At 61.7% G+C, this 26251-nt stretch carries 25 protein-coding genes; 15 read left to right on the top strand and 10 right to left on the bottom strand.

Annotation, left to right across the window (positions count from 1 at the left end):
- The first annotated feature begins 18 nt into the window (after positions 1 to 18).
- The gene (locus RIG82_04195) at positions 19 to 1071 is read left to right on the top strand and encodes a hypothetical protein (protein MEQ9460132.1); all 1053 of its coding nucleotides are present in this window, start codon (positions 19 to 21) and stop codon (positions 1069 to 1071) included.
- Between the two features lie 91 nt (positions 1072 to 1162).
- Here the strand turns inward: RIG82_04195 and sppA (RIG82_04200) are convergent, their stop codons facing one another.
- The gene (gene sppA / locus RIG82_04200; protein ID MEQ9460133.1) at positions 1163 to 2251 is read right to left on the bottom strand and encodes a signal peptide peptidase SppA; all 1089 of its coding nucleotides are present in this window, start codon (positions 2249 to 2251) and stop codon (positions 1163 to 1165) included.
- Positions 2252 to 2315: 64 nt separating this feature from the next.
- On the opposite strand from sppA (RIG82_04200), the gene RIG82_04205 reads away from it, so the two are divergent.
- From RIG82_04205 to RIG82_04220, 4 genes are all read left to right on the top strand, one after another.
- A complete protein-coding gene (locus RIG82_04205; GenBank protein MEQ9460134.1) occupies positions 2316 to 3224 on the top strand; it encodes a LarC family nickel insertion protein in 909 nt (302 codons plus the stop codon).
- A gap of 21 nt (positions 3225 to 3245) precedes the next feature.
- The gene (locus RIG82_04210; protein ID MEQ9460135.1) at positions 3246 to 4646 is read left to right on the top strand and encodes a M48 family metalloprotease; all 1401 of its coding nucleotides are present in this window, start codon (positions 3246 to 3248) and stop codon (positions 4644 to 4646) included.
- Positions 4647 to 4771: 125 nt separating this feature from the next.
- Positions 4772 to 5662: a diaminopimelate epimerase gene (gene dapF, locus RIG82_04215; protein MEQ9460136.1), complete on the top strand. Its 891-nt coding sequence runs from the start codon at positions 4772 to 4774 to the stop codon at positions 5660 to 5662.
- 44 nt (positions 5663 to 5706) lie between these two features.
- Positions 5707 to 6957 carry a hypothetical protein gene (locus RIG82_04220; GenBank protein MEQ9460137.1) on the top strand — a complete coding sequence of 417 codons (1251 nt, stop codon included), beginning with the start codon at positions 5707 to 5709 and terminating at the stop codon, positions 6955 to 6957.
- A 170-nt stretch (positions 6958 to 7127) separates the two neighbouring features.
- On the opposite strand, the gene accC is transcribed toward RIG82_04220, so the two are convergent.
- From accC to hisI, 4 genes are all read right to left on the bottom strand, one after another.
- A complete protein-coding gene (accC, locus tag RIG82_04225; protein MEQ9460138.1) occupies positions 7128 to 8471 on the bottom strand; it encodes an acetyl-CoA carboxylase biotin carboxylase subunit in 1344 nt (447 codons plus the stop codon).
- A 65-nt stretch (positions 8472 to 8536) separates the two neighbouring features.
- Positions 8537 to 9007, bottom strand: a complete 471-nt coding sequence (gene accB / locus RIG82_04230; protein ID MEQ9460139.1) for an acetyl-CoA carboxylase biotin carboxyl carrier protein — start codon at positions 9005 to 9007, stop codon at positions 8537 to 8539.
- A gap of 59 nt (positions 9008 to 9066) precedes the next feature.
- Positions 9067 to 10179 (bottom strand): aminopeptidase P family protein, encoded by a 1113-nt coding sequence (locus RIG82_04235; protein MEQ9460140.1) that lies wholly within the window; start codon positions 10177 to 10179, stop codon positions 9067 to 9069.
- A 4-nt stretch (positions 10180 to 10183) separates the two neighbouring features.
- A complete protein-coding gene (gene hisI / locus RIG82_04240; GenBank protein MEQ9460141.1) occupies positions 10184 to 10585 on the bottom strand; it encodes a phosphoribosyl-AMP cyclohydrolase in 402 nt (133 codons plus the stop codon).
- A 90-nt stretch (positions 10586 to 10675) separates the two neighbouring features.
- Between hisI and RIG82_04245 the strand changes: the two genes are divergently transcribed.
- The 8 genes from RIG82_04245 (at position 10676) to RIG82_04280 (ending at position 19011) form a co-directional block, all read left to right on the top strand.
- Positions 10676 to 11191, top strand: coding sequence for a DUF1844 domain-containing protein (locus RIG82_04245; GenBank protein MEQ9460142.1), 516 nt, complete (start codon positions 10676 to 10678; stop codon positions 11189 to 11191).
- A gap of 117 nt (positions 11192 to 11308) precedes the next feature.
- Positions 11309 to 12199: a hypothetical protein gene (locus RIG82_04250; protein ID MEQ9460143.1), complete on the top strand. Its 891-nt coding sequence runs from the start codon at positions 11309 to 11311 to the stop codon at positions 12197 to 12199.
- A gap of 106 nt (positions 12200 to 12305) precedes the next feature.
- Complete coding sequence (gene sdhA / locus RIG82_04255) at positions 12306 to 14216, top strand: succinate dehydrogenase flavoprotein subunit (GenBank protein MEQ9460144.1); 1911 nt, start codon at positions 12306 to 12308, stop codon at positions 14214 to 14216.
- A 65-nt stretch (positions 14217 to 14281) separates the two neighbouring features.
- Positions 14282 to 15058, top strand: coding sequence for a succinate dehydrogenase iron-sulfur subunit (sdhB, locus tag RIG82_04260; GenBank protein ID MEQ9460145.1), 777 nt, complete (start codon positions 14282 to 14284; stop codon positions 15056 to 15058).
- Between the two features lie 153 nt (positions 15059 to 15211).
- Positions 15212 to 16015 carry a class I SAM-dependent methyltransferase gene (locus RIG82_04265; protein ID MEQ9460146.1) on the top strand — a complete coding sequence of 268 codons (804 nt, stop codon included), beginning with the start codon at positions 15212 to 15214 and terminating at the stop codon, positions 16013 to 16015.
- Positions 16016 to 16328: 313 nt separating this feature from the next.
- Positions 16329 to 17099, top strand: a complete 771-nt coding sequence (locus tag RIG82_04270; GenBank protein MEQ9460147.1) for a class I SAM-dependent methyltransferase — start codon at positions 16329 to 16331, stop codon at positions 17097 to 17099.
- Positions 17100 to 17397: 298 nt separating this feature from the next.
- The gene (locus RIG82_04275; protein ID MEQ9460148.1) at positions 17398 to 18174 is read left to right on the top strand and encodes a hypothetical protein; all 777 of its coding nucleotides are present in this window, start codon (positions 17398 to 17400) and stop codon (positions 18172 to 18174) included.
- A gap of 39 nt (positions 18175 to 18213) precedes the next feature.
- Positions 18214 to 19011 carry a hypothetical protein gene (locus tag RIG82_04280; GenBank protein MEQ9460149.1) on the top strand — a complete coding sequence of 266 codons (798 nt, stop codon included), beginning with the start codon at positions 18214 to 18216 and terminating at the stop codon, positions 19009 to 19011.
- On the opposite strand, the gene RIG82_04285 is transcribed toward RIG82_04280, so the two are convergent.
- Positions 19012 to 20169: an aminotransferase class V-fold PLP-dependent enzyme gene (locus RIG82_04285; GenBank protein ID MEQ9460150.1), complete on the bottom strand. Its 1158-nt coding sequence runs from the start codon at positions 20167 to 20169 to the stop codon at positions 19012 to 19014. It abuts the gene before it with no gap.
- A 231-nt stretch (positions 20170 to 20400) separates the two neighbouring features.
- Here RIG82_04285 and RIG82_04290 point away from each other — a divergent pair, with 231 nt between their 5' ends.
- Positions 20401 to 21165 carry a histone H1-like repetitive region-containing protein gene (locus RIG82_04290; GenBank protein ID MEQ9460151.1) on the top strand — a complete coding sequence of 255 codons (765 nt, stop codon included), beginning with the start codon at positions 20401 to 20403 and terminating at the stop codon, positions 21163 to 21165.
- Between the two features lie 60 nt (positions 21166 to 21225).
- Here RIG82_04290 and ispD read toward each other — a convergent pair whose 3' ends face one another.
- Both ispD and sppA (RIG82_04300) read right to left on the bottom strand, forming a co-directional pair.
- Positions 21226 to 21966 carry a 2-C-methyl-D-erythritol 4-phosphate cytidylyltransferase gene (gene ispD, locus RIG82_04295; protein ID MEQ9460152.1) on the bottom strand — a complete coding sequence of 247 codons (741 nt, stop codon included), beginning with the start codon at positions 21964 to 21966 and terminating at the stop codon, positions 21226 to 21228.
- Positions 21967 to 21973: 7 nt separating this feature from the next.
- Positions 21974 to 23761, bottom strand: coding sequence for a signal peptide peptidase SppA (gene sppA / locus RIG82_04300; protein ID MEQ9460153.1), 1788 nt, complete (start codon positions 23759 to 23761; stop codon positions 21974 to 21976).
- Between the two features lie 78 nt (positions 23762 to 23839).
- On the opposite strand from sppA (RIG82_04300), the gene RIG82_04305 reads away from it, so the two are divergent.
- Complete coding sequence (locus RIG82_04305) at positions 23840 to 24628, top strand: hypothetical protein (protein MEQ9460154.1); 789 nt, start codon at positions 23840 to 23842, stop codon at positions 24626 to 24628.
- A 43-nt stretch (positions 24629 to 24671) separates the two neighbouring features.
- On the opposite strand, the gene RIG82_04310 is transcribed toward RIG82_04305, so the two are convergent.
- Positions 24672 to 25325, bottom strand: coding sequence for a hypothetical protein (locus RIG82_04310; protein ID MEQ9460155.1), 654 nt, complete (start codon positions 25323 to 25325; stop codon positions 24672 to 24674).
- Between the two features lie 110 nt (positions 25326 to 25435).
- Positions 25436 to 26236, bottom strand: coding sequence for a hypothetical protein (locus RIG82_04315; protein ID MEQ9460156.1), 801 nt, complete (start codon positions 26234 to 26236; stop codon positions 25436 to 25438).
- Between the last annotated feature and the right edge of the window lie 15 nt (positions 26237 to 26251).

The raw sequence follows: 26251 nt of genomic DNA on the forward strand, positions 1-26251 counted from the left end.
CATAAGAGGATTGGTTGCATGGCTGAAGCGACTGCCCCAGAGGGAACGGCTGGTGAGCGTAAGGCTCGTCGTGGGACGGCACCGGCGGTGATGCTGCTGGTGGGACTGTTGTGCATGGTGGTGTCGGTGATCCTGGCGGCGGTGGCGCGGACGAGTTTTGATCCTGAGGAGATCATGGGGGAGCGGAATCGTGTGTTTTTGAGTTATCTGGCTTATCTGCCGTCGGTGCTGGCGGGTTTGCTGAGTGTTTCGATGATGGTGGCGGGATCGGTGCGGTGGGCGTTGCATGGGTTGATGGGGAAGGGGTTGCGGCAGCCGGCGAGTTCGGCGGAGACGCTGGGCTTGCTTAAGACGATGAATGATCGTTTGCTGATCAGCGAGACGGCGAAGCGGGTGGCGTATCGTGATGCGGACATTCAGTTGCTGAGGGACACGATCAAGGCGGACATCAGCTCGGGTGAGTATGGGGCTGCGGTGGTGTTGGTGGAGGATCTTGGCGAGGTCTACGGGTATCGGGAGGAGGCTGAGGAGTTTCGGGATCAGATTCATGCGGCGCGGAACGCGGAGACGGAGGCGAAGATCACGCGGTCGATCGCGAAGTTTGATGAGACGGTGGCGCGGCATGATTTTGACATGGCGCAGAAGGAGATCGCGAAGTTCCAGCGTTTGTATCCGGAGTCGCAGCGGATCAAGAGTCTGCCGAGGAAGCTGCAGCAGGCGCGTGAGCAGTTCAAGCACGATCTGGAGCGGCGTTTTCTTGAGGCGGCGAGTCATGACGATGTGGATCAGTCGATGGAGCTGCTCAAGGAGATGGACAAGTATCTGACGGAGCAGGAGGCGGAGCCTTATCGAGAGACGGCGCGGGGTGTGATCGGCAAGAAGCGGGACAATCTGGGGGTGCAGTTCAAGATGGCGGTTCAGGACAAGGAATGGGTGCGGGCGGTGCAGGTGGGCGAGCAGATCATTGCGGAGTTCCCGAACAGCCGGATGGCGGATGAGGTTCGGGGGATGCTGGATGTGCTGCGGGAGCGGTCGCGGGCGCAGCTGGCGGCGGCGGCGCGGTCGATTTGAGGCTGTGGGCCTTGGATTCCGGGGGCCAGCTGCGCTGGACCCCGGCCACCCATATTTTCTGATGGGTTGTGACCTATTTAGCTTTACGAGGTTAGTTGGAGGGGAGTGCGATGGGGGCTCGGTAGCTGACTTCGGGCATGGCGAGTTCGGTGGCCATGTCGCGGAGTCGTTGGGTGGTTAGGAGGGTGTTGAGGTCGGGTGTTGAGGAGGAGATGATGCCGAGGGGGTTGAAGGTTTCTTTTTTGCGGATGATGGTGACGGTGGGTTTGATATCGGCGGGGATGCCGGCGAGTTCGATGGCTTTGTCGATGGCGTCGTCGATGTATCCGATGCCGTCGATGAGTTTGGCGTCGAGTGCTTCCTGAGCCATGAAGATTTCGCCGGTGGCGACCGAGCGGACTTCTTCTTCGGTGAGGACGCCGGCGCGTCCCTGGGCGACGACGTCGACGAAGCGTTTGTATCCGGAGTCGAGGAGTCCGCGGATGACCTGGCGGTCGTGGTCGGTCCAGGGGCGGTACATGGATCCGGTGTCTTTGTTGGTGGAGTCGGTGGAAACGATGACTTCGGGGGTTACGCCTATTTTGTCGAGCATGTCTTCGATGGTGAAGCCGGTGGCAATGACGCCGATGCTGCCGGTGATGGAGGTGGTTTCGGCCATGATGAAGTCGGCGGGGGCTGCGACGTAGTATCCGCCTGAGGCGGCGACGGATCCGAAGGAGGCGACGATGGGGACGTCGGGGTGTTTGGTTTTGAACTGGGTGATCCGGTTCCAGATCTGGTCGGAGGCGGTGATTCCGCCGCCGGGCGAGGTGATGCGGAGGACGATGGCCTTGGGCGGGTTGGCGGAGAGGGACTTGAGGGATTCGCGGAGCGATGAGGCGGTGGTGTCGTTGATGGCGCCGTCGATGGGGAGGATGACGATGCGTTGTTCGGGGTCGCCGGAGGCGTAGGGTGTTTCGGTGGGTCCGGCGTAGAGGGAGTAGACGATGGCGCCGAGGTAGGCGTTGAGGATGAGTGAGGTGATGAGGAGGGTGGCGGCGAGTGAGGTGGCGATCTTGGAGAAGATCCCGCCTGAGCGTCGCGGCGGCTCTGGGTAGGCGTACTGGGGTGGTGTGGCGGGGCGTGTGTGTGGGAGGGGCGGGCGTTGTTCTGGGCCGGACGTTGCCGGGTGATCGGTCATGGTTTGGACTCCGTGTTTGGCTGGCGTCACATCCTATGCCGCCTGTCGGTCTATGATCGGGGATATGGCGCGACACCTCCACTTCGACCCGTTCAGCGGCATCGCCGGGGATATGGCCCTGGGAGCGCTGGTTCATCTTGGCGTAGACCTCAAGGCGGTGGATGAGCCGCTGCAGGCCCTGGGGTTTGAGCCGGGTTTTCACCTGCACGCGACGGCCGTGAGCCGGCACGGGATCGGGGCGATCGACCTGAAGGTCCACACCCCCGCCACCCCCCTGCACCAGGAGCAGGCTGGTGAGAAGAGTGTTCATCAGGGTGAGCACGCGCACGAGCACAGTCATTCTCATTCGCACTCTCATGCGCATGGTGAGCACTCGCATTCGCATGAGCACAGCCATGAGCATGGTCATTCTCATACGCATGGGCACTCACAGGACCATTCGCATGGACATGAGCATCATCACCGGACGGCGAAGGACATTCTGCATCTGATTGGTCATCTGGATGCGTCGGAGCGGGTGAAGGAGCGGGCGCGGGCGGTTACGCGGAAGTTGGCGGAGGCGGAGGGGAGGGTGCATGGGATGCCTGCGGAGGAGGTGCACTTTCATGAGGTGGGTGCGGTGGATTCGATCGTGGACATGTTGGGGGTGGCGTTGGCGTTGGAGGCGTTGGGGGTGGAGACGATGTCGTGCGGTCCGCTGCCGTTGTCGCGGGGTTATGTGCGTTGTGCGCATGGGTTGATGCCGGTGCCGGCGCCGGCGACGGCTTATCTGATGGAGGGTTTGCCGACGGTGGGGGTTGATCGGACGGGTGAGTTGGTGACGCCTACGGGCGCTGCGATCGTGGCGGCGTTGTGTTCGTCGTTTGGGCCGACGCCAGCGATGACGGTGGTGGGTGTGGGGTATGGGGCTGGCGATCGTGAGGACCCGAAGGTTCCGAATCTGCTGCGGGCTTATCTGGGTGAGACGGCGTAGCCGGGAGGGAGCTTCTGGACGATGCCGTTGTATGCGCTGGCGCTGTTTGTTGTGCTGATGGGGTATGACAGTCTGGGGGTGGGGGGTGGTGCGCCTGAGGCGTGGGCTTGGGGTGTGTCGATCGGGTTGAAGGTGTTGGTGGGGTTGGCGTGGTGGCGGGTGTGTCGCGGGGTTTGTCTGCGGTGGAGCCAGCCGGGGTTGCAGGGGGCACTGAAGCGGATGTTCAGGTTTGCGGATGTTTACGGGGGGCTGGCGGTGGTGTTGTTTGCGGGGGATTTGTGGATGGGGTTGCTGTCGGGGTTGCGTGGATGGCTGGGGGACCTGGTGTTGGTGGATGAGTTGTTGGTGTTGATGCCTACGTTGGCGTTGCTAGCGTGGCGTTGGGTGCCTTATCACGCGGTGGACGGGTGGTTGCGGGAGGCGGCGCTGGGTCGGCGGCTGATGGAGGGGAAGCCGGTGTATCCGACGCCTTCGATCGAGCGTTATGTGTTGGATCAGGTGCGGCATCAGTTGGGGCCGGTGTTGCTGCCGGTGTTGCTGATTCTGGGTTGGCTGGAGGTGTTGAATCTGATGCGGGTGGAGTCGGTGGAGGGGATGGCGCTGTTGGTGGGCGGGGTGGTGGTGATTATGGCGCTGGCGGCGCCGATGATTGTGATGATGTGGCGGACGCGGCGGGTGCCGGAGGGTGAGTTGCGGGAGGACCTGGTGGCGCTGTGTCGTGATGCGCGGGTGCGGGCGGGGTCGTTTCGGTTGTGGATCACGGAGGGGTCGATGGCGAATGCGGCGGTGCTGGGGATTGTGTGGCCGTTTCGTTATCTGCTGATCTCGGACACGATTCTGGATCATCTGCGGAAGGAGGAGGTGGTGGGTGTGTTGGCGCACGAGGTGGCGCATGTTCGGGAGCGTCATGCGGTGTGGTTGGGGGCGGGGACGCTGGTTATTGCCGTGGTGGGTGAGACGCTGGTGCGGGTGTCGCCTTGGGGGGAGCGGTTGAATGCGATCGCGGGGATGGCCGAGTTGGGGGCGTGGGAGGTGGGGGTGCTGTTTGGTGCGACGGCGGCGGTGATGGTGTTGTGGTGGCTGGGGACGGGTTATCTGTCGCGGCGTTTTGAGCGTCAGGCGGATGCGGCGGGGGCGAAGGCGTTGTCGCGGCGGCTGGACCCGGGTGCGGTGGTGGTGAACGGGGAGGCGAGTGTGGTGATGGCGGCGGCGCTGGATCAGGTGGCGGCGCTCAATGGGATGAGCACGACGCGGTTCATGTGGCGGCACGGGTCGATCCGGGAGCGGCAGGTGCATCTGCGGTCGCTGGCGGGTCAGCCGATGGATGGGTTGGCGATTGACCGGACGGTGAACTGGTTGCGGGTGGCGATTGTGGTGGTGGGGGTTGGGTTGGGGGTGGTGTGGTGGGGGATGGGTGTGTGATGTGATGGATGGGGTAGTTTGTGGTTTGATTGATGGGTGGGGAGCGTCGGCACACGTTGCTGCGCAAAGTGTGGCACCCGGCGAGGCACAATGTGGCACCCGAGTTCGGACTGCAGGAGATGGCGATGCGGTTTATCAAGATGCACGGGCTGGGGAATGATTACGTGTACGTGAACGGGTTCGTGGAGGCGGGGGTGGAGGGGCTGGACCTGCCAGCGTTGGCGCGGGCGATCAGCGATCGGCATCGGGGGGTGGGGTCGGATGGACTCATTGTGGCGCTCCCTCCTACCGCTGCGGGGGTTGCGGGGGGGGCGGTCGCGCGGATGCGGATGTTCAACATTGATGGGAGTGAGGGGGACATGTGCGGGAACGGGCTGCGGTGCCTGGTGAAGCTGGTGTTTGATGAGGGGGTGTGTCGTGAGCGGGCGATGAAGATCGAGACGGGCAACGGGGTGCTGGATGTTGAGGTTGAGGTGGGCATGGACGGGAAGGCGGCGCGCGTGAGGGTCGACATGGCCCCCCCCACCTTTTTGGCGGGAGAGGTGCCGCTTGATCCCGAGAGGCTGGAGCGGGTGGATGAGGTGACGTGGAAGTTTCCAGCAACCGAGCCTGCGGGTGTGGCGGGGGTGGAGTTTGTGGGGGTGAACACGGGGAACCCGCACGCGGTGGTTTTTGTTGAGGGCGTGGCGGCTTTAGAAGCGGTCGATGTGGCGGGGCTGGGGCGGGTGATGGAGCATCATGCGGCGTTTCCGCGGCGGGCGAACGTGCACTGGGCGGCGGTGTGTGGGGGGGGTCGGGTGGTGGTGCGTCACTGGGAGCGGGGCTCGGGGGTGACGCAGGCGTGCGGGACGGGGGCGACGGCGGTGGTGGTGGCGGGGGTCGTCACGGGGCGGCTGGGTCGCGCGGTGACGGCGGTGCTGCCGGGGGGGGAGTTGGAGGTTGCGTGGGAGGGGGCGGGGCGGAGTGCTTGGATGATGGGGGAGGCGGTGGAGGTGTTTCGGGGGGCGTGGGGGTGAATGAATGAGGCGCTCATCTCAGCAACTATCTGTATCCTCCTAACGTGCGTAACTTGTTTGATCAGTATCGACAGCCAGAGAATCAACTAACGCATGCGTTGGCCTCGACATTGAATGCTGACCGGACGCTTATTCGACCGTTTCTGGCCTGGGTGGGTATCGCGAGTGTTCCGCCTGTCTCACGGCTGCGGATCACGGAGCAACAGATTCCGGGCAGCGCTGTGTCGGGTGAGGAGACGGAGGCCAAGGGTCTGCCTGACGCCTGCATATATGATGGAGACGGTTGGGCGCTATTGATCGAGGCAAAGGTTCAGGCTGCGGTCTCAGTTGATCAACTCAGACGGCATCGGCGGACCGCTGAGCGGCATGGGTATCCGGACGCTCCTCTGCTCCTGCTCACTGACCAGCCGACAAAGAAGAAGCTTCCCAAAGGCTGTCACTCTCTTCTGTGGCGTGATGTATATGGCTGGTTTCGGAATAAGAACAGTGGCTCTTGTTGGGCTCGGACGTTTACCGAGTTTGTAGAGATTTTCGAGACAAAGATGCTCGACGAGGCATACGGGATACTAGGGACCCTGACCATGTTTGACGGCCTGCGATTCGATAAGGAGCGCCCCTACCACTATCGAGAGGCAAAGCGGCTGATCCGTTTACTCGGTGATGAGTTGCAGGCAAACAAGACAGTTCAGAAGCTTGGTGCAGACCCTGAGGGCGAGCGTAGGGCTGCAATTACCCGCGGAGAGAGTGATTCTGTTTGGGATTACCTGCCGCTTAAAGCTGCACGCGGCTCTTCTAACTTTACGGCCTATCCCCACCTAACTTTGTCGTTGAAGGCTCATCAAGCAGTAGCGTCGATCACCATCCCGAATGGTGTCAGAGGAGGCTTCCGGACCCGGCTCAAGTATGATGGCCCAGAGCGATTTTTCAAGCTGGTCGAAGAGCTTGAAGCCAAGATGAGACCTGTCGTTGAACGGACTAAATCCGGGCAACCGATGATCTATGTGCTTCAGCGGCATTACCGGAGTCAGCGATCAGTTGCGACAGTCGATGCGCGTCTTGAAGCGGATCTGAGGACACTTGTGCGTGGTAGCAAGGGTGGGGTGAAGTACCAGCCCGAGTGGCTGGATGCTGTTTATTCGTTGCTAACGAAGAAGCAATCGAATATCCAACTCGGAATCGATCTGAGGATGTCGTATGCGTGCGGGGTCGTTCAGAGTCCCAAGGTTGTCGATCTGATCGCGTCTACTTGGGATGCTATGTCGCCGATGCTTGAGTACGTCATTCAGACGGAGTGAGTATCACTCGGGTTTGTTGTCATGGATTGGCTTGATGTGGGAGGGTGATCGGCACATGGCAGAACCTGACCTGCGGTCAGAACCTTGCCATGTGGCACCCGAGCGGGGTTTATGGTTCCGGGGTCACGCTGCGCGATGACCCCGGCCACCCGGTGTGTGTGGTTGCGGTGTCATAAGCCCAGCAACCGTTCGACGAAGTTGATGTCGACGTCGGATTTGCGGAAGTTGCCGTTTTTCATGAGTCGTGCGTGGAGGGGGATGGTGGTGGCGATGGGGCCGAGTTGGAACTCGGCGAGGGCACGGGAGAGTCGGGTGATGGCGGCGTTTCGGTCTTCGGCGTGGACGATGAGTTTGGCGATCATGGAGTCGTAGTTGGGAGGGACGCGGTAGCCGGCGTGGGCGTGGGTGTCGATTCGGACGCCGGGGCCGCCTGGGAGGTAGAGGTGGTCGATGGGTCCGGCGCAGGGGGCGAAGTTTCGGTCGGGGTCTTCGGCGTTGATGCGTGCTTCGATGGCGTGGCCGTTGATTTTGATGTCTTTTTGGGAGAAGCCGAGTTTTTCGCCGGCGGCGACGCGGATCTGGGTTTTGACGATGTCGACGCCGGTGATCATTTCGGTGACGGGGTGTTCGACCTGGACGCGGGTGTTGACTTCCATGAGGTAGAAGTCGCCTTTTGAGTCCATGAGGAACTCGACGGTGGCGGCGGAGTAGTAACCGGCGGCCTGGATGAGTTTGGCGGCGGCTTTGCAGAGTTTGTCGGCGGCGGATCGTGAGAGGACGGGGCAGGGTGCTTCTTCGATGAGTTTTTGTTTGCGGCGCTGCATGGTGCAGTCGCGTTCCCAGAGGTGGACGACGTTGCCGTGGGTGTCGCCGATGACCTGGACTTCGACGTGCCTGGCGCGGTCGATGAACTTTTCGACGTAGACGGTTCCGTCGCCGAAGGCGGCTTCGGCCTCGGCCTTGGCGGCTTTGAGTCCTGAGCGGAGGGAGATGTCGTTGTTGGCGACGCGCATGCCTCGTCCGCCTCCGCCTGCGGCGGCCTTGATCATGACGGGGTAGCCGATGTCGTGGGCGATTTTGAGGGCGTCGTCTTCGTTTTCGATTTTGCCTTTGGAGCCGGGTGAGGTGGGGACCTTGTTTTTGATGGCGAGTTGTTTGCAGAGGACTTTGTCGCCGAGGGTCTGCATGGCGTCGACCGGAGGGCCGATGAACTCGATGTTGCAGGAGCGGCAGACTTCGGCGAAGTGTGCGTTTTCGGCGAGGAAGCCGTAGCCGGGGTGGATGGCGTCGACGTTGGCGATTTCGGCGGAGGCAATGATTCTGGGGATGTTGAGGTAGGACTCGGCGGGTGAGGGCGGTCCGATGCAGATGGCGCGGTCGGCCATTTTGACGTGCATGGAGTCTTTGTCCGCGGTGGAGTAGACGGCGACGGACTCGACGCCGAGTTCACGGGCGGCGCGGATGATGCGGACGGCGATCTCGCCGCGGTTGGCGATGAGGATCCTCGAGAACATAGGGTGTTATCTCTCGTCGGGGCGTTTGTTGGCGCCGCGCGGCTTGCTTGGTCTTTGGGGTGTCATCAGGCGGGTCGGATTTTGATGAGGGGTTGGCCGAACTCGACGGCGTCGCCATTGGACACGAGGATTTCGGTGACGGTACCGGCGGCTTCGGCCTTGATTTCGTTGAAGACTTTCATGGCTTCGAGGAGGCAGACGACGGTGTCGGGTGAGACCTTGTCGCCGGCGCGGACGAAGGCGGGCGCGTCGGGGCTGGAGGAGGCGTAGAAGGTTCCGACCATGGGTGAGTTGATGGTGATGAGTCCGGCTTCTTCGGCGGGAGGGGCTGGCGCTGCTGGTGCTCCGGAAGCCGAGGCTGCGGCGGGCGCGGGAGCGGTTTGAGCGGGCGGGGGCGCGGCGTACTGGACGGTTGGGGCGTCGCCGGGGCCGCGTTTGAGTTTGATTTTTCCGTCTTCGCCCTGGAGGTCGACTTCGGTCAGGTCGTTTTCGACCATCATCCGGATCAACTGTCTGAGTGTTTTGAGGTCAGTCATGGGTTTGGGGGTTCCGAGAGCCGGGTTCCGGGCCCTGGCTCGGGGGTGCTGAAGTGATGCTAAAGGGTCGCGGAAGCGAGGTCTTTGGGCAAGTCGGAGAGGACCTGGTGGCCGTTATCGGACACGAGGACGTCGTCTTCGATGCGGACCCCGCCTATGCCGGGGAGGTAGATGCCGGGTTCGACGGTGACGACGTGTCCGGGCTGGAGGACGCCTTGGGCTTTGGCGGAGAGTCGTGGTTCTTCGTGGATTTCGAGTCCGATGCCGTGGCCGGTGGAGTGGAGGAACTCTTTGGCGAAGCCGGCTTTGCGGATGACTTTGCGGGCGGCGGCATCGACCTGGGCGAGGGGGACGCCTGGGGCGATGGCGTCGATGGCGGCGAGCTGGGCGTCGAGGACGATCTGGTAGATGTTGGCGATCTTGCGTGTCATCTTGCCGAGGGCGACGACGCGGGTCATATCAGAGCAGTAGCCGTTGACTCTGGCCCCCCAGTCAAAAAGGATGCAACCGCCCTGTTTGAGCTTGCGGGTTGATGGGACGGCGTGGGGTAGGGAGGAGCGGTCGTCTGCGGCGACGATGGTGGAGAAGGAGACGCCTTGGCCGCCGTGGATGCGGATGCGGTATTCGAGGTAAGCGGCGACTTCGACCTCGGAGCGGCCGGGTTTGAGCCATTTGCAGGTGTCGCGGAAGGCTTTTTGCTGGACGGCGATGGCCTGGCGGATGTGGTCGACTTCGGAGGGTTCTTTGATGGCGCGCTGGTCCATCATGCCGAGTTGAGTGGGGAGGAGCTTGGCGGGTCGGGCGGCTTTGGCGAGTTGGTTGCGGTCGGCGACGGAGAGTTGTGAGGCTTCGAAGGCGATGTGTTGGAAGCGTTTTTTGGCGATGACTTTGGCGGTGGCGGCGGGGAGTGACTCGGTGCGCATGAAGGAGGCGGCGTCTGGTGCCTGGGTGGCGATGTCTTCCTCGAAGCGGCGGTCGGAGATGAGGGTGACCTTGCCGCGGCGGAGGGGGACGAGGGCCCAGGAGTCTTCGCCGGTGAAGCCGGTGAGGTAGTGGAGGTCGACGGGTTGGGTGAGGAGGATGGCGTCGGCTTTGGATTTGGCTAGGCGATCGCGGAGGATGGCGAGTCGCTGGTCGGCGGGGGCGGGTTGTTTGCGGAGGCGTGCGGCCATGGGGTTATTTCTTGTAGACGTTGTCGGGGTCGAAGACGGGTTTTTCAACGAAGGTGAGGCCCTCAGGTGAGACCGAGCGGTAGAAGCAGGTCTGGTATCCGACGTGGCAGGCGGGTCCGTGGGATTTGCAGCGGAGGAGGATGGTGTCCTGGTCGCAGTCGATGCGTGCCTCGACGACCTGCTGGGTGTGTCCGGAGGATTCGCCTTTGACCCAGGTTTTGTCGCGGGAGCGCGAGTAGAAGGTGGCTTTGCCGGATTCGAGGGTCTGGCGGAGGGCGTCTTGGTTCATCCAGGCCATCATCAGGACATCGCCGGTGTCGTGATCCTGGAGGATGGCGGGGATGAGGCCCTGGTCGTTGAGTTTGAGGTTGAGGGCGGAGCCTTTTTCGCGGTCGGAGTCGGCCATGGTTGGGTCCTGATGGTCTGGGGTATCGAGCCGAACAGTTTAGCGGATGGGGCTATACTCGGGCGGAGAACTTCTTGAAAGGAAGACGGCATGGCTGACGGTGAGGAAGCCCCGAAGATCATCATTGATAGTGACTGGAAGGCTCAGGCTCAGGCTGACAAACAGAAGCTGGCTGAGCAGGCGAAGGCTAAGGAGAGTGAGAAGGGAGCGGGTGCGGCGGGCGCTCCCGGGGGGCCAGAGGGGATCCCGCCTGCGAGTTTTGAGACGCTGCTATCGAGTATTGCGACACAGGCGTTGATGTCGCTGGGGGCGTTTATGGATCGTCGGACGGGTCAGCCGATTCCGGCTGATCTGGAGGTGGCGAAGTTTCATATTGATTTGCTTGGCGTGCTGGAGGAGAAGACGAAGGGGAACCTGAGCAAAGAGGAGTCGGAGATCCTGACGGGTACGTTGCATGAGTTGCGGTCGCACTTTGTGCAGCAGGCTACGGGCGGGGCTGGAGCGGGTGGTGGCGCTACGGGCGGAGCCGGTGGCGGGATTCCGAACGCGAACCTGGACGGTGGTTTGGGGATGCCGCCTGGTATGGGTGGGCTTGGGGGGCCGTGATTAGCCGAATAAGGGATTGCTGTGTATTCTTATGTGGCCCTAGCGGGCTGTGTGTGATGTCCCCCCTGCCGACGCCTGAGTGTGTCGGTACCTCCCCCGTTCCGAGGATCAGAGCCCGTGTCGACAGAGCCCGCCGCGATTGAGCGTGAGAGTTTTTTAGCCCGTCATCACTTTCTGCTGCGACGGCTGCATTCGCTGTCGGGGATCGTGCCGATCGGCATGTTCCTGATGTTTCATCTGTTTACGAACATGCAGATGGCGGTGAAGCCTTTGGGGCTGAGCGAGTGGTTTCTGCACGAGGACGCGTTCCAGCACGAGGTGGAGTGGATCCACGGGACGATCCCGGCGCTGGTGCTGGTCGAGATTTTTGGTCTGTGGCTGCCGATTGCGTTCCATGCCGGGCTTGGGATTGTGTACACGTTCACCGGGACGAATAACGTGAAGCACTACCGTTACTACGGGAATGTGCGTTATGTGATTCAGCGGGTGACGGGGATGGTGGCGTTGCTGTTTGTGTTTTTGCATGTGGCGACGCTTCGTTGGGGTTGGGACATTTTTGGGTGGTACACGCCGTTTTATGTTTCTGGTTACACGGCGGACGGGACGGAGGTCCCGCTGGCGTCGGCGAGCCTGGCGTTGGCGTTGCAGGGAGGGCTGGACCACAACATCGTGTTGGCGGTGCTGGTTTCGGCGCTCTACATCGTGGGTGCATATTCTGCGGTGTTCCACTGGGCGAATGGTTTGTGGACCTCGGCGATCACGTGGGGGGCGACGACGACGGAGTCGGCGATGCGTCGGTGGGGTTATGTGTGCGGGTTGGTTGGTGTGTCGCTGAGTGTGTTTACGGCGTTGGCGCTGATGGGGTCTTGGATGTACGAGTTGTCGCCTGACGAGCGTGAGGCGATGCAGATCCTGATTGACGGGACGGACCCGGCGTTGGTGGAGACGATGCCGGAGGTTCCATCTGCGACGGTTCCGGCGTCGAGTGCGGACGCTGTGAGTTATTGATGATTGAGGGTCGCCCGGCGGGTGACCGATGGATAGAATTAGGGGTATACCCCTAGCCGCAGATGAGGCCGGAACAGGCCATGAAGCGGCGGAAAGGAAGTCAGCCGTGGGCAAATCGCCTCGGGTCATCGTCGTTGGGGGTGGACTGGCTGGTTTGGCGGCCTCGGTGCGGGTCGCTGAGAGCGGGACGGAGGTTGATCTGTTCTCGTTGGTGCCGGTGAAGCGTTCGCACTCGGTGTGTGCTCAGGGCGGGATCAACGCCTGCAACAAGGTGGCCCGTCAGCAGGGTTACTCCGAGTGGCAGCACATGGACGAGACGCTTTATGGCGGGGACTTTCTGAATCACCAGCCGCCTGTGTATGAGATGGCTCACTGGGCGCCGAAGGTGATTGATCTGCTGGACCGGATGGGGGTTCCGTTTAACCGGACGTTTGAGGGGGAGCGGGACCTGCGGTTGTTTGGCGGGTCGCTGTTCAAGCGGACGCACTTCGCGGGGGCGTCGACGGGTCAGCAGTTGCTTTATGCACTGGATGAGCAGACGCGACGGTATGAGGCGGAGGGGAAGGTCAAGAAGTACGAGTTCTGGGAGTTTTTGCGTCCGGTGCTGGATGATTCGGGGGCGTGCAAGGGGATTATTGCGCAGGACGTGCGGACAATGGAGATCAAGGCATTTCCGGCGGACGCTGTGGTGCTGGCGACGGGCGGGAACGGGTTGTTGTTTGGCAAGTCGACGATGTCGGTGATCTGCACGGGAGCGGCGGCGGCGCGGGCTTATCGTCATGGGGCGTGGCTGGGGAATCCTGAGTTTATTCAGGTGCACCCGACGGCGATTCCGGGTGAGGACAAGTGTCGGCTGATGTCGGAGTCGGCGCGGGGCGAGGGTGGTCGGGTGTGGGTTCCGCGGAAGAAGGGTGACAATCGTCACCCGCTGGAGATCCCGGAGCCGGAGCGGATGTATTTCCTTGAGGAGAAGTACCCGGCCTACGGTAACCTGGTACCACGGGATATCGCGACGCGAGAGATTTTCTGGAAGTGCCAGGAGGGTTTTGGTGTCGGCGGCGGGCGGATGGTGTATCTGGATGTGTCACACCTCCCGCAGGAGACCAAGAACAAGCTCAAGTCGATTTTGGAGATCTACGAGAAGTTCACGGGCGATGATCCGACTGAGGTTCCGATGAAGATCTTCCCGTCGGTTCATTACACGATGGGCGGGTTGTGGACGACTTATCAGGATGAGTGGCGTGATTCGGACCCGGCGGCTGATCCTCATGATCGTGAGAAGGTCTGCGGGATGAAGGCGGGTGATCCGAAGAACATGATGACGAACCTCAACGGGCTGTATGCCTTTGGTGAGGTGAACTATCAGTATCACGGCGGGACGCGGCTGGGGGCGAATGCGCTGCTGTCGTGTATTTTTGATGGTTTGTTCTGCGGGCTGAGTGTAGCGAACCACGCGAAGAATCCGGGTTCGACGCCAGCGGCGGAGCAGCCGGAGAGCCTGTTTGCCAAACATGTTCAGGAGGAGAAGGACCTGGCCGGTCAGCTCGAATCGAATCAGGGCGAGAACAACCCTTATGAGATTCATCGGATTCTGGGCGAGGAGCTGACGGACAGCTGCACGGTGATCCGTGAGGAGAGCCGGATGCTGGAGGCGCGTGAGAAACTGGCGGGGCTGCGCGAGCAGTACAAGTCGATCAAGCTGTCGGACACGGGACACTGGACGAACCAGAACCTGATGTTTGCCCGGGCGTTGGGTGACATGCTGATCTATGGGGATGCAGTCTTGGAGGCGGCGATCCTGCGGAAGGAGTCGCGGGGGTCGCATTACCGGCCGGACTACCCGGATCGGAATGATGAGAAGTTCCTGAAGACGACGGTCGCGAAGTATGACGCGTCGGCGGATCAGAGTGAGATCTGGTACGAGGATGTGCCTCAGCCGATGGTGGAGCCGCGAGCGCGGAACTACGGGAGCGTTGAGGCTAAGAAGGAAGAGAAGAAGCAGCCGGCGGCGAAGTGATCGCTGGTGTGGTTGTGATGGACGGACTGCTAGCTGAATAATCAACCTTGCGAGGTGTGTTTTCGATGATTGCCCAGAACAAGCCAGAGAAGTATCGGGTGAAGATCAAGCGTCAGGATGGCCCGAGTCAGCCTGCGTATTTCCAGACGTTTGAGGTGCCGTACCGGCCGGGTCAGAACATTATTTCGGTGCTGCAGTACATCGCGGCGAACCCGACGACGGTGGAGGGCGAGGGGACGACGACGCCTGTGTGGGACTCGGGTTGTCTTGAGGAGGTTTGCGGGTCGTGCACGATGGTGATCAATGGGGTGGCGAAGCAGTCGTGTTCGACGCTGGTGGACGAGCTGCTGCCGGAGGGGCACACGATTCTGATCGAGCCGATGACGAAGTTCCCGGTGGTGCGTGATCTGTTTGTGGATCGTGATCGGATGTTTGAGAACCTCAAGAAGGTCAAGGGCTGGGTGCCGATTGACGGGACGCATGATCTTGGTGAGGGCCCGCAGGAGTCGCAGGAGAGTCAGGAGTTTCGGTACGCGTTGTCACGGTGCATGACGTGCGGTTGCTGCCTGGAGGCGTGCCCGCAGTTTGAGAAGGACAATGATTTCATCGGCCCGCAGGCGATGGCGCAGGCGCTGTATTTCAACGAGCACGAGACGGGCAAGCAGCTCAAGGGTGAGCGTCTCGAGGCGCTGATGGGTCCGGGCGGGGTGAATGACTGCGGGAACGCGCAGAACTGTGTGAAGGTCTGCCCGAAGCACGTCCCGCTGACGGAGGCGATCGCGCGGATCGGTCGGCAGGTGACGTTTCATGCGGTGAAGAAGTTTTTTATGGGGAAGAAGTAACCCCCCCCACTTCCGGCAGGCTCTCAGATTGACTTATGTTCGATCGTACGGCCTGTGCTGTGTGGATTCTTGAGTGCACCACACAGCAGCTGCGCGGTTGTCTATCACGCGGTGATCACGATGAAGCTGGGGGATCGGGTATAAGTTTCGGGCATGAACCGATTCCAAAGACGGTGTTACACGCTGGTGAAGAAGCATGTGGAGCCGGGAGGGCGTGTGCTTGAGGTGAGTTGTGGTGAGGGGGAGATCCTCGTGGCGCTCAAGACGGATGGGTATGGGGTGGTGGCGACGAACTACACGGCTTACGAGTTGGGGGACCCGGCGATCGAGCGGCATGATGGGGTGGATTTGCTGGCGGGGCTGCCTTTTGAGGATGGAGAGTTTGATGGCGTGGTGTTGTCGGATGTGATCGAGCACATCTCGGATCATCCGAGGGCGTTGTCGGAGATTTCGCGGGTGCTGAGGCCTGGGGGTGTGGCGGTGATTCTTACGCCTAACACGAACCGGATCAGTTCGCGGGTGCATTATCTGTTCTCGGGGTTTCAGAAGGTGAAGCGGTCGTTCCCGGGGTTTGATGTTCCGGCAGGTGAGGCGTTTGCGTTTCACAACTACCCGCCTCATCTGCCGGTGTTTTTGTATCAGGCGCATAGCTACGGGCTGGGGCTGCGGGAGTTTGATGCGGAGTGGTACAAGCCCAAGAGTCTGTTGATGGGGGTTCCGCTTTATCCGGTGATCTGGCTGACGACGTGGTACATGACGCGTCGGCGGGAGCGGCACTTGCGTGGGCGCGATGAGGGGGCGCTGCTGCTTCGGGCGATGACGGGGTTCAAGGGGTTGTTTGGTGAGACGGCGGCGCTGGTGTTTGAGCGTACGGCTGATGGTGGTGATGAGCGTCGGGAGACGGCGATGCCGGCGTGGTATCACGGGCGGGGGGAGGTGGGGGTAAGGTCTTCGTGATTCGCGTCATGGGTCGCTCTTGAATAGTGATCGCAGTCACCTGCCTGGGTGGGTTGTTCGGCGAATAGTCTGGTGATGCAGCAAAGGTGTCTTGCCGGTGCTTGGATTAACCCGGGGATGTTGTTGCGGGGTTCAGGTCTTGTTTTCTGAGAGAGATGGAGCGAATGAGAATCGGTTGGATTATCTGCTCTGCGGCCTGCGTGGGACGATGCGCTAGGTCTGTACGCCTGCATGCCTAGCCGGTAGGATGGCAGCAGCCCAGTGGGACTAGCCAGTCGGTCATGCTTGCTATCTGCGGAGTAATAGGATCACGGTGGCCAAACCACGTCTTGACCATCTCAAGCGTCACGCGTATCTAGCCGGGTGCTTTGCGCGTCTGCTGCTGTTGGATCCATGGTCGTCGAGTGGTCGAGAGCGGCTGCGTGATACGGCCTCAGATCTGAAGTGGGGGGAGTTAAGCCCCGGTGGGCGGCCTGCTTCGATCGAAGATCTGACGCCTGGGAGTGATGATGTTCGTTTGATCTCGTTGGACTACGCGCTGTTCAACACGAGCTTTTTCGAGTTGTTTGTGCTCACGCGGCTGGTTCGTCACGCGTGTCCTCAAAGCGTGTTTGAGATCGGGACGTTTGATGGTCGCAGCACGTTGAACATGGCCTTGAACACGCCTGATACGACTGAGTTGCTGACGTTTGATCTCCCGCCCGGGCACGGGACATTTGGTGATCGCACGGAGGTCGGTGTTCGGTTTCGAGGCCATCCGCTTTCGTCACGGATCACTCAGTTGTATGGGAACACACGGTATTTTGATTTTACGCCTTATTTTGGGCGATGTGATTTTGTTTTTGTTGATGCGGATCACAGCTATGAGAGTGCGAACTTCGATACGGATACGGCGTTGAAGTTGCTCAAGCCGGAGGGAGGGATTCTTCTGTGGCACGATTACAGCAACTTCGCCGGGGTTCAGCGGGCTCTGGATGAGCGGATGGTTGAGGATCCACGGTTTGCCGGACTTACCTGGATTCAAGGCACGACGATGGCACTTCTAGAAGTAGGTGAAGTTGGCGTTCTGGGCAGGGCGAGATAGAGCGAGATATCGCAGCCTGCGGCTGATGGTGGTGATGAGCGTCGGAAGACGGCGATGCCGGTGTGGTATCACGGGCGGGGGGAGGTGGGGGGTTGATGCTGTGACCGGAGCAGGGAAGGCTGATGGTTCTAGAAGTTGCGATGGGATGGTGAGGGCTGGGCTGTTGAGTGAGTCTGGGCGACTCATCGGGTCCGATAAGGGTTATCAAATCTGCTGATGGTGCTGGACATCTGTGTGGTGGGCGGTATTACTTGGGGTGGTCTGTTGGTTGGATTTTTCCCTTTAAGGGAGTCGTGCCATGAGTAGCAAGATTCGGCTTGGATCGGTTCGTCCGCTGGTTCGTTATGTGGATGAGTGTCAGGCGGTGGTTGATGCTCAGTTCACGGTGCTTCCGCCTGTGCCGGGTGATGGGTATGCGGAGGCGGTGCCGGCGGCGGTTGATGTGATGGTGGAGATCGACAGCACGGATGGTTTTCACGATGAGGGTCAGACGCGGGCCCCGCTGGATGATGATCTGGTGGGCCGGGTTCGTTTTGATCTGGTCGAGCCGGATCGTTGGTGGCCTGCGGGGATGGGCGGCCAGAGTTTGTATGAGTTGACGATAAGTCTGATGGATGGCGAAGAGATGGTGGACCGTCAGTCGGTGACGATTGGGCTGGCGTCGGTGCGGCGGGAGGCTGGTGAGAATGTTGCGGGCCCGCCGCTGTTTCGGGTCAATGGGAAGTCTTGCCAGCTCGAGACGGTGCTGATGATTGACCGTATTGATGAGCGGCAGTTGCTGCCTGCGACGGGTCACTCGCTGCTGTTTGTGCGGGATCATTTTGGGACGGAGCTGCTTTATCAGGCGGCGGATCGGGCGGGGATTCTGTTGTTGCAGTCGATCCCGATTGACCCGGAGGGTCGTGTGGAGGCATCGGTGCTGCATCAGATTGATCGTCTGGCGGGGCATCCTTGTCTGGCGGGCTGGTACGTCGGTCATCTGGGTGACGTGTCGGACGCGGTGGCGGAGCATCTCTCTGCGTTGGACCCGACGCATCAGGTGCTGCGGGCGTTGCCGGACGGTTGGGCGGCGTAGGCGGGAACTCTCCGGCGCGAGTCGGCGTATAACAAGGGCATGAAATCAAGCCTCTGGATTGCTGTGGTGTTGGCCAGCCTTGCGGGCTGTGCGGCTGTGTCTGCTCAGGATCAGTCGATCGGGTCTGATAACCCGGGTGAGGCTGCGGTGGTGTCAGCGGAGGCGGAGCGGCTGCTAGAGCGTGTTGAGGGGGCGGCGGATGCGTTGGAGTCGTTGCGGGCACGGCTGCGGTATGACCGGATTCAGGGGTTGCTGGGCGATGAGCAGCGGCGGTTTGGGGAGCTGCGGTATGCGGCGGGCCCGCCGGCGAAGTTCGTGGTGCACTTTGAGTATCTGATTGTGGATGAGCGGCGGGATCGGCAGAACCGTTGGTATATTTTTGACGGGCGGTATCTGGCGGAGCGGCTGGAGGATGAGAAGCTGTTTATCCGGCGCGAGGTCGTCGGTGAGGATCAGGATGCGGCGGAGGTGGACCCGCTTCGGTTTGGTTCGGGGCCGTTTAGTTTGCCGCTGAACCTGAAGAAGGATGAGGTGCTGGCGCGGTTTGAGGTGCGGGTGATACCGGGTCGGTCGGATGATCCTGAGGGGACGTTTCATCTGAGGCTGACGCCTAAGGAGCATGTCGAGATTGATCAGACGGTGATTGATTTGTGGTACGACGAGGCGACGGCGTTGCCGCGGCGGGTGCGGACGCTGGACCGTAGTGAGAACGAGTCGATTATTGATCTGTTGCGGGTGCAGACGGGGGTTGGTGTGCGTGAGGCGGACTTCCGGACGGATGCGCCAGGGCGCGGGTACCGGGTGGAGGAGATTGAGTTGGAGGGTGGGGAGGGGTGATCAGGCGTTCTTGAGGGCTTCGAGGGCCTGGTCGATCTGGTCGTCGGTGTTGTAGGCGTGGGGGCTGAGGCGGAGTCTTCCGGAGCGGAGGGCGATGTGGATGTTCTGATCGGCGAGTTGACGGACAACGGCGGCGGGGTCCTGGCCTACGCGGGGCTCGATGACGATGATCCCGCTGCGTTCTTCGGCGTGGCGTCGTGGGGTGAAGAGTCGGTAGCCGAGATCGGGGAGGGCCTGGGCGAGTCGGTTGGTGTGGTGTTCGACGCGTTGCCAGAGGGTATCGGTGCCGATGCCGACGAGGAGTTCGAGGGCGGCGTGGAGGCCAAGGAGTCCGGGGATGTTGTATGAGCCGGGCTCGAAGCGTCGGCTGTCGGGGTGGAAGTTGAAGTCGTAGTTGCCGTAGTCGTCAGCGTTGACCATGTTGAGCCAGCCGACGATGGGCGGGTGGAGGAGTTGGCAGAGGTCCTGATGGACGTAGAGGATGCCTGCGCCTTCGGGGGCGAGCATCCACTTGTGTCCGTCAGCGGCGAGGAAGTCGATGCCCATGGCCTGAATATCGACGGGGAGAACGCCTACGGACTGGATGGCATCGACGCAGAGGTACCCCCCTACTTTGTGGGTGGTGTTGCTGATGGGTTTGAGGTCGATGCGGAAGCCGGAGGCATATTGGACGTGGGAGATGGCAACGAGTCGGGTTCGGTCGGTGATGGCGTCACAGACATCCTCGACGTCGATTCGGCCATCAGGTTGCTGGGGGACTTCGGTGAGGGTGACGCCCAGGCGTTGGAGGTCCTGCCAGGGGTAGCGGTTGGCGGGGTATTCGACGTTGGTGATGACGATGTTGTCGCCTGAGCGCCAGGGGAGTCCGCGGGCGATGGTGGCGAGACCGGTGGAGGTATTGGGGATGACGGCGATTTCGTGGGGGTTGCGGGCGTTGATGAGTTTTGCTGCGAGGGCGCGTAGGTCGTTGATTTTTCTGTACCAGCCGGTGTTGGTGTAGGGCTGGGTGGTGGCTTGCTGGGCGTAATGGTGGATGGCGTTGGCGGCGGGGCCACAGATGGGGGCGACGCCAGCGTGGTTGAGGTGGATCATGGCCTGAGCGGCTGGAAAGAGGGCCAGATCGTGGACTGATTGAGGGGAGATTGCGGTGGAGATCATGGGGGAAAGGGTAGCGGTCAACGGTGATGGTTGCAGCAAGTCGTGTGTGGTTCGGGGGATGAGAAGGTTGCTGTGACTTGAGGACCGATAATCGATTTCTTTCAAACAGGTTATGCGAGTGTTATTCGAGGCCGATACCAGAAACGCACATTGTTCATTCATGGGTGCTATCGCGATGGAGCGAGCACCCCCAACGCCCGCGACGGGCACCCTAGGAAATGGAGCAGAATCATGCCGACTCGTAAGACCACCACTCGCTCGAAGAGCACGACCAAACGCACAACGCGTGCGAAGGCCGGCGCTCGCAAGACCACGGCGAAGGCTTCGACCCGTAAGACCGCGGCTCGCAAGACCACCACGAAGGCCAAGGCTGGTACTCGGAAGACCGCGACCAAGGCCAGCAGCCGTAAGACGACCGCGAAGAAGACCACGACTCGGGCGAAGGCTACTGGTCGCAAGACCACCGCTCGCAAGCCGGTTGCCCGTAAGACCACGGCACGCAAGACCACCGCTCGCAAACCGGTCGCCCGTAAGACCACGGCACGCAAGACCACCGCTCGCAAGCCGGTCGCCCGTAAGACCACGGCACGCAAGACCACCGCTCGCAAGCCGGTCGCCCGTAAGACCACAGCGCGGAAGACCACCGCTCGCAAGCCGGTCGCTCGTAAGACCACAGCGCGGAAGACCACCGCTCGCAAGCCGGTCGCCCGTAAGACCACGGCACGCAAGACCATTGCTCGCAAGCCTGCCGCTCGCAAGAGCACGGCCATCAAGAGTAAGGCTCGCAAGACGACAACTCGGGCCAAGGCTGCTGGTCGGAAGACCACGGCGCGTAAGACTGCTGCTCGTAAGCCTGCCGCTCGCAAGAGCACGGCTATCAAGCGCAAGGCTCGTAAGACCACGACTCGGGCTAAGGCCCGGAAGACCTCGGCGAAGTCTGGCGTTCTGCGTCGGATTGGCCGGAGCACCTCGCGGAGCACCCGTAAGGCTGCGTAAGCGAAGTTACCTTTGTGATTGACGGCGGCGTCCCCTTGACGGGGGACGCCGTTTTTCGTTTTACTGACTTTGATAACGATGACGAAGGATGGCGAGGGCGAGTTGGTCGTCGCCAGCACGGGTGATCTTAAGGTTGCCGGGGTCGCCTTCGATGCCGATGACGGTTTCGCCCAGTCGTTCGATGAGGGAGGCGTCATCGGTGACGTGAGCTTTGCCGGCTTTGAGGTCGTCGAGGGTATTGTCGAAGGCTCGTTTGAGCATGTCGAGCCGGAAGCACTGGGGGGTCTGGACTTCGACAAGACCGGAGCGGTCGATGGTGTTGCTGATGTGGGTAGGGTTGTCGGCGTGGGTCTGCTTAAGGGTGCTGGAGACGGGAAGGACGGGGATGACGGCGTGGTGGTGATCGAGGGCTGAGAGGAGGCGATGGATGGAAGCGGGGTCTGTACAGGGGCGGGCAGCGTCGTGGATGGCGACGTGGGTGGTGTCGGGGTGGAGGGTCTGAAGGGCGTTGTGGACGGATTCCCAGCGGTCGCGGAGTCCGCCTGGGCAGAGGGTGGTGTCGGCCTGGGCGAGGAGAGCGGCCCAGCGTTTGGCGAATCCGTCGCGTTCATCTGGGTGGACGACGAGGAGCCGCTGGGTGATGTGGGGCGCTTGTGCGAAGCGATCGAGGGCGTGGGCGAAGACTGGGCGGCCGTCGAGTTCGAGTTCGGTCTTGGTTCGACCGGCGGACAGACCGAAGCGGCTTCCTCGGCCGGCGGCGAGGAGGATGAGGGCGATGTTCTTGGAGGGCGGCTGGGTCAAGCGAGCATTATGGCGTGATGCGGAGGTCGATGGCGACCGGCATCAGGAGAAGGGCGGGCTCTCGCTGGAGGAGCATGGCACCCTGGATGATGGGGCCGACGTTGGACCAGCGGTCGCCGAGGAGGTTTCTGGCGAGGGCCGGGAGGGTGAGTTGGGTGGCGGGCGAGCTGACGCCGAAGGCTTGCTGCATGAAGTCTTGGAAGGAGAGCGGCTCGGGCAGGTTGATGACGTCGTACTCGCCTTCGGTGAGGTTGAGGTCTGAAGCGAGGTCGCTTAGAGCGATTTCGAGCCCGCCAAGGCGGTCGGCGAGGCCGTTCTCGGTGGCCTGCCGTCCGGTGAAGAGGCGGCCTTCGGCGACCTGGTCGATGCGGATAAGTCGCTCGCCGCGGCCGGTGCGGATGCGGTCAACGAACTGGTCGTAGATTCGTTCCATGAAAGCGAGCATGGTGTGGCGTTCGGCGGGGGTGAAGGGCCGATCGGAGGCGAACATGTCGGCCATGGGTCCGCGGGAGCGTACGGTGACGCCTAGGTCGAGTTTTTCGTAGAGGCCGGCGAGGTGGATCTTGCCGGAGACGACGCCGATAGACCCGACGATCGAGGGTGCTTCGACATAGATCTCGTCGCCAGCGCAGGCGATGTAGTAGCCGCCGGAGGCTGCGAGCCGTCCGACGCTGACGAAGACGGGCTTGGTCTCGCCGGTTTCACGGACGGCCTGCCAGATCACGTCGCTGGCGATGGCGGACCCGCCTGGTGAATCGATGCGGAGGACGACGCCTTTGATGTTGTCGTCTTCTTGGGCATCGCGGAAGGCGTCGATGAGGGTGTTGTGGCCGATGCTGTCATCGGAGAACTGGCCATCATCAACGGATGACTCACCCATGTGGATGGGCCCGCGGGCGTGGATGATGGCGAGGGTGGGGCCTTCGGTTTTGGTCTTCTGCTCGCGGAAGAGCATCTGGAAGAGAACGAAGGGGTTTTCGGGCATTTTCGCGGATGATGATCCGAGTTGATCGTCCCAGGTGATGTCGTTGCCGAAGGTCTTGACGATGACGGCTTCCATATCGCGGGAGGTGATCTCGTCGATGGCTCCGCGTCGGACGAGTTGGGTGTCGCTAAGCAGCCAACTGTCACGCATGAGGGCTTCGACCTGTTCGGCGGTAAGGTCGCGGCGGGTCGCGATGTGCTCGATGATCTGGTCGTAGAGATCGTCGAGGAGCCCATCCATGTTCTCGTCCCAGAAGGGCGTGGGGGCTTTGCGGGTGAGGGCTTCATCAGCCCCCTTGTAGCGGCCGACCTGCATAAAATCGGCTTCGATGCCCATGCGTTCGAGGAGTCCAGCAAGGTACATCTCCTCGGTGTGGAGGCCGTGGAGCATGAGCACGCCTTTGGACTGGAGCGCGATGATGTCGGCGTGGGAGGCGATGAGATAGGCGTTGGTGGAGTAGGTCTCGGAGAAGGTGATGATCTTCTTGCCGGTGTCGCGGATGCGGTCAAGGGCGCGGCCGAGGGCTTCGATCTGCTGAAGCGTGAGCCTGGGCTCGTTGAGATAGATCACCAGGCCGAGGTGGGTGTCGGATTCAGCGACGTGGTCGAGGCTCTTGATGACTGTGGTGAGGGATGGTTTTGCCTCGTCCTCGGGGACCCAGGCAAAGGGCAAGGGCCCATCGCGGAGGGTACCTGACAGTTCGATCCATCCGACGGTGCGGTCGCTCTGGGCGAAGGCGACCGCCGGGGTGAGGGTGATGAGGATGGTGATGGCGAGAAGTTTGGTGGTTAATAGGTTGAATGATCGCATGGTGTAGCCCTCCTTGGACTCTCTAAGGATATCGGCGTGAATCGTGAAAGGCTCGCTGGAATGTGATTATGCTTGGGTATGGCCCTGCAGCAGCTCAATCACCGGGGTGAGGAGGAGAAGCGGGCGTTGTACGGCTCGATCCTGCCTGAGCGGTGTTTTGAGCATCTGAGGCGGGTGGATCCCAAGCATTTTTCGGGTGTGGGGCTGGATGAGCGGAGTTTTCGGCTGGATGCGCGGGCGGGGTCATACGAGGCGCGGCTGCGCGTGCCTGCGGAGCGAGTTCACGGCGATTACGGGGTGAGTCTGGACCTGGCGGACGCGGGGGGTGGTCAGTTGGAGATCGGTTTTCTGGTGATTAACGACCTGAGCGCGCCGCGGTTTAATGTGGATGTGGACGAACTGGGGCGGATCACGTTGCTGGGGACGGCGGGCAGGAATATCGAGGAGGAGCGGCGAGCGATGCTGGCGGGGCTGGGTCCGTGTCAGGTGCGCAAAGGGCTTGGGCTGTTTGCGGAGTTGCTGCCGAGGCTGGAGTCGTTTGCCAAGCGACTGGGCTACTACGGGATCGTGCTGGAGCCGCTGACGTATCACAACGCGGTGTGGTACGAGAACCACGGGTTTGCGTACATTTCCGGGCGGCGGCGGATGCTGGAGATCGACCGAGCGTTTGCCCGGGGCGGGGCGTTGTATGAGGCGTTGGATGGATCAGATTTTCGTCAGCAGCGGTTCGCCCGGACGGCGCGGGGTCGGAGCTGGGCGATCCACGATGGCATCCTCGAAGCGATGGGTGGCGAGGCGCGAATGGAGCTTGAGATGGTGAAGGTGATCGGGCAGTCGTCGCATCAGGAGACGTTCCTGACGACGTGACCAGGGCCTTGAACTAAGTCGGTCGCCCCTTGAGTGTCAGGGATCAGCGTATGTAGGGCGGCGGCTCGGGGTGGACGCGGATGATGTCGTCGGAGACGGTCATCGTGTAGCCGGGTCGCTTCGTGCGGATGGTTGCGTAGAGAGCGTCGAGGGTGGGGTAGCCGTCCTGGCCGACGAACAGGCGGGCGTCGTCGATCAGGGCCACGTGCTCGAAGCGGGTGTCGGCGAGGACGGCGGCGAGTTCTTCGCTGATGGGTGTATCGGCGTCGCCTCGGGCGGTGAGGCCCTGGGAGTAGTGACCGTCGAGCCAGAAGAGCGTGGGGCGTTTGAGGGTCTGGATGAGATCGGGGAGGACTTTGCCGGAGTCGCCTTGGATCAGGCGGATGCGGGCGTCGCCGTCGAATCGCAGCGAGGCTTTGCGGTGGTAGTGATCGCTGAGTTCGATCGAGGTGAGTCGCTGGAACTGTTCTCGGACGGCGGCGAGGGTATCGCCCTCGTGGGTCCCGGTTTCGATCAGCTCGATGGTCTTGAATCGGTTGGCGTATTCGCGGATCGCCATCCACTTAACGACGGGGGGCGGCGGGTTGCGTTTGCCCTTCTGCATCCACCACCAGTAGGCGCGGAAGGTTTCGAGTCCTTCACCGACGGCAAAGCGTGCTGCGGCGACTCCTGTGGTCTTGACCATGCTGCGGATCATGTGCTTTCTCCCTTGGGTCTCCGACAGCAGGAGCATCGGCGATCCGCCCGTGCGGATTGACCGTTACAACCTCTTGAATCGTAAAAAAGCGCCAGGCTCAACGTCCGATATCAGCCTCGGCGTGAGGAGACGGTGCGCCAGGTGGCGAGGCCAGCGAGGAGGAGGATGCCTGCGGCGGAGGAAGATGGGAGCGGGATGAGGCGAGCATCGACGGCGAAGTCGGCTGAGGCAGCGATCGCGTCGGCGAGGGGGCCTTCGATCGCTTCGGCTGATTGCGAGGGGATGCCCATGTAGACGAAAGCACCGTCACCGAAGAATCCGCCGAAGACGCTGGACAGGTCGGTGTCGCCATAGAAGCTGATGAGTGACGGCGAGAAGGTTGACTTGAGGGTGAGGGCGTCCGCACTGGTGGTGATGCTCACGGGTGCGACATCGAAGGGAGCGCCCGTGAACTCAAGTGTGGTGCTGGTGGAGCCGGGGTCCAGTGCGTACTTCACGGCGGTGCCGAAGAAGAAGTTGATCGCCGAGAGTGCTTGCGAGGATCGTGTGCCTGCGATGAGGACGCCCCCGCCCTGGGCGACGTAGTTGCGGACATCCTCTCGCGCTGAGAAGGCCATGCCCGCCATCAGTGACCCGGTCGTGTACTGATCGAGGACCAGCAGATCGGTGGCGGCGAGGGTGAGGGCCAGGCTGGGTGGTGAGAAGTCGTCAAAGACCGTGAGGGTGTCGCCCTCGGCGGCGAGCCGCTGGGCGATGGGAGCGTCGAGGACCTGCTGCGAGGTCACCGAAGGGTTGGCGTAGAAAGAGACTGTCCGTGCATCAGCGGTGCTGGCAAGCAACAGGCTGGCGAGTAGGGCCAGGGACTTTCTCGTCGTTAAGTTTGTCACGCTGGTATCGCGGCGCGAGGACATACCATTCCACCCTTC

The sequence above is a fragment of the Phycisphaeraceae bacterium genome (assembly GCA_040222855.1).
In the GTDB taxonomy this organism is placed as follows: Bacteria; Planctomycetota; Phycisphaerae; order Phycisphaerales; family Phycisphaeraceae; genus Mucisphaera.

Excerpts from the sequence above, each read along its gene's own strand:
- RIG82_04195 (MEQ9460132.1), top strand. The coding sequence starts at position 19 with ATGGCTGAAGCGACTGCCCCAGAGGGAACGGCTGGTGAGCGTAAGGCT.
- sppA (MEQ9460133.1), bottom strand. The coding sequence starts at position 2,251 with ATGACCGATCACCCGGCAACGTCCGGCCCAGAACAACGCCCGCCCCTC.
- RIG82_04205 (MEQ9460134.1), top strand. The coding sequence starts at position 2,316 with ATGGCGCGACACCTCCACTTCGACCCGTTCAGCGGCATCGCCGGGGAT.
- RIG82_04210 (MEQ9460135.1), top strand. The coding sequence starts at position 3,246 with ATGCCGTTGTATGCGCTGGCGCTGTTTGTTGTGCTGATGGGGTATGAC.
- dapF (MEQ9460136.1), top strand. The coding sequence starts at position 4,772 with ATGCGGTTTATCAAGATGCACGGGCTGGGGAATGATTACGTGTACGTG.
- accC (MEQ9460138.1), bottom strand. The coding sequence starts at position 8,471 with ATGTTCTCGAGGATCCTCATCGCCAACCGCGGCGAGATCGCCGTCCGC.
- accB (MEQ9460139.1), bottom strand. The coding sequence starts at position 9,007 with ATGACTGACCTCAAAACACTCAGACAGTTGATCCGGATGATGGTCGAA.
- RIG82_04235 (MEQ9460140.1), bottom strand. The coding sequence starts at position 10,179 with ATGGCCGCACGCCTCCGCAAACAACCCGCCCCCGCCGACCAGCGACTC.
- hisI (MEQ9460141.1), bottom strand. The coding sequence starts at position 10,585 with ATGGCCGACTCCGACCGCGAAAAAGGCTCCGCCCTCAACCTCAAACTC.
- RIG82_04245 (MEQ9460142.1), top strand. The coding sequence starts at position 10,676 with ATGGCTGACGGTGAGGAAGCCCCGAAGATCATCATTGATAGTGACTGG.
- sdhB (MEQ9460145.1), top strand. The coding sequence starts at position 14,282 with ATGATTGCCCAGAACAAGCCAGAGAAGTATCGGGTGAAGATCAAGCGT.
- RIG82_04265 (MEQ9460146.1), top strand. The coding sequence starts at position 15,212 with ATGAACCGATTCCAAAGACGGTGTTACACGCTGGTGAAGAAGCATGTG.
- RIG82_04275 (MEQ9460148.1), top strand. The coding sequence starts at position 17,398 with ATGAGTAGCAAGATTCGGCTTGGATCGGTTCGTCCGCTGGTTCGTTAT.
- RIG82_04280 (MEQ9460149.1), top strand. The coding sequence starts at position 18,214 with ATGAAATCAAGCCTCTGGATTGCTGTGGTGTTGGCCAGCCTTGCGGGC.
- RIG82_04285 (MEQ9460150.1), bottom strand. The coding sequence starts at position 20,169 with ATGATCTCCACCGCAATCTCCCCTCAATCAGTCCACGATCTGGCCCTC.
- RIG82_04290 (MEQ9460151.1), top strand. The coding sequence starts at position 20,401 with ATGCCGACTCGTAAGACCACCACTCGCTCGAAGAGCACGACCAAACGC.
- sppA (MEQ9460153.1), bottom strand. The coding sequence starts at position 23,761 with ATGCGATCATTCAACCTATTAACCACCAAACTTCTCGCCATCACCATC.
- RIG82_04305 (MEQ9460154.1), top strand. The coding sequence starts at position 23,840 with ATGGCCCTGCAGCAGCTCAATCACCGGGGTGAGGAGGAGAAGCGGGCG.
- RIG82_04310 (MEQ9460155.1), bottom strand. The coding sequence starts at position 25,325 with ATGATCCGCAGCATGGTCAAGACCACAGGAGTCGCCGCAGCACGCTTT.
- RIG82_04315 (MEQ9460156.1), bottom strand. The coding sequence starts at position 26,236 with ATGTCCTCGCGCCGCGATACCAGCGTGACAAACTTAACGACGAGAAAG.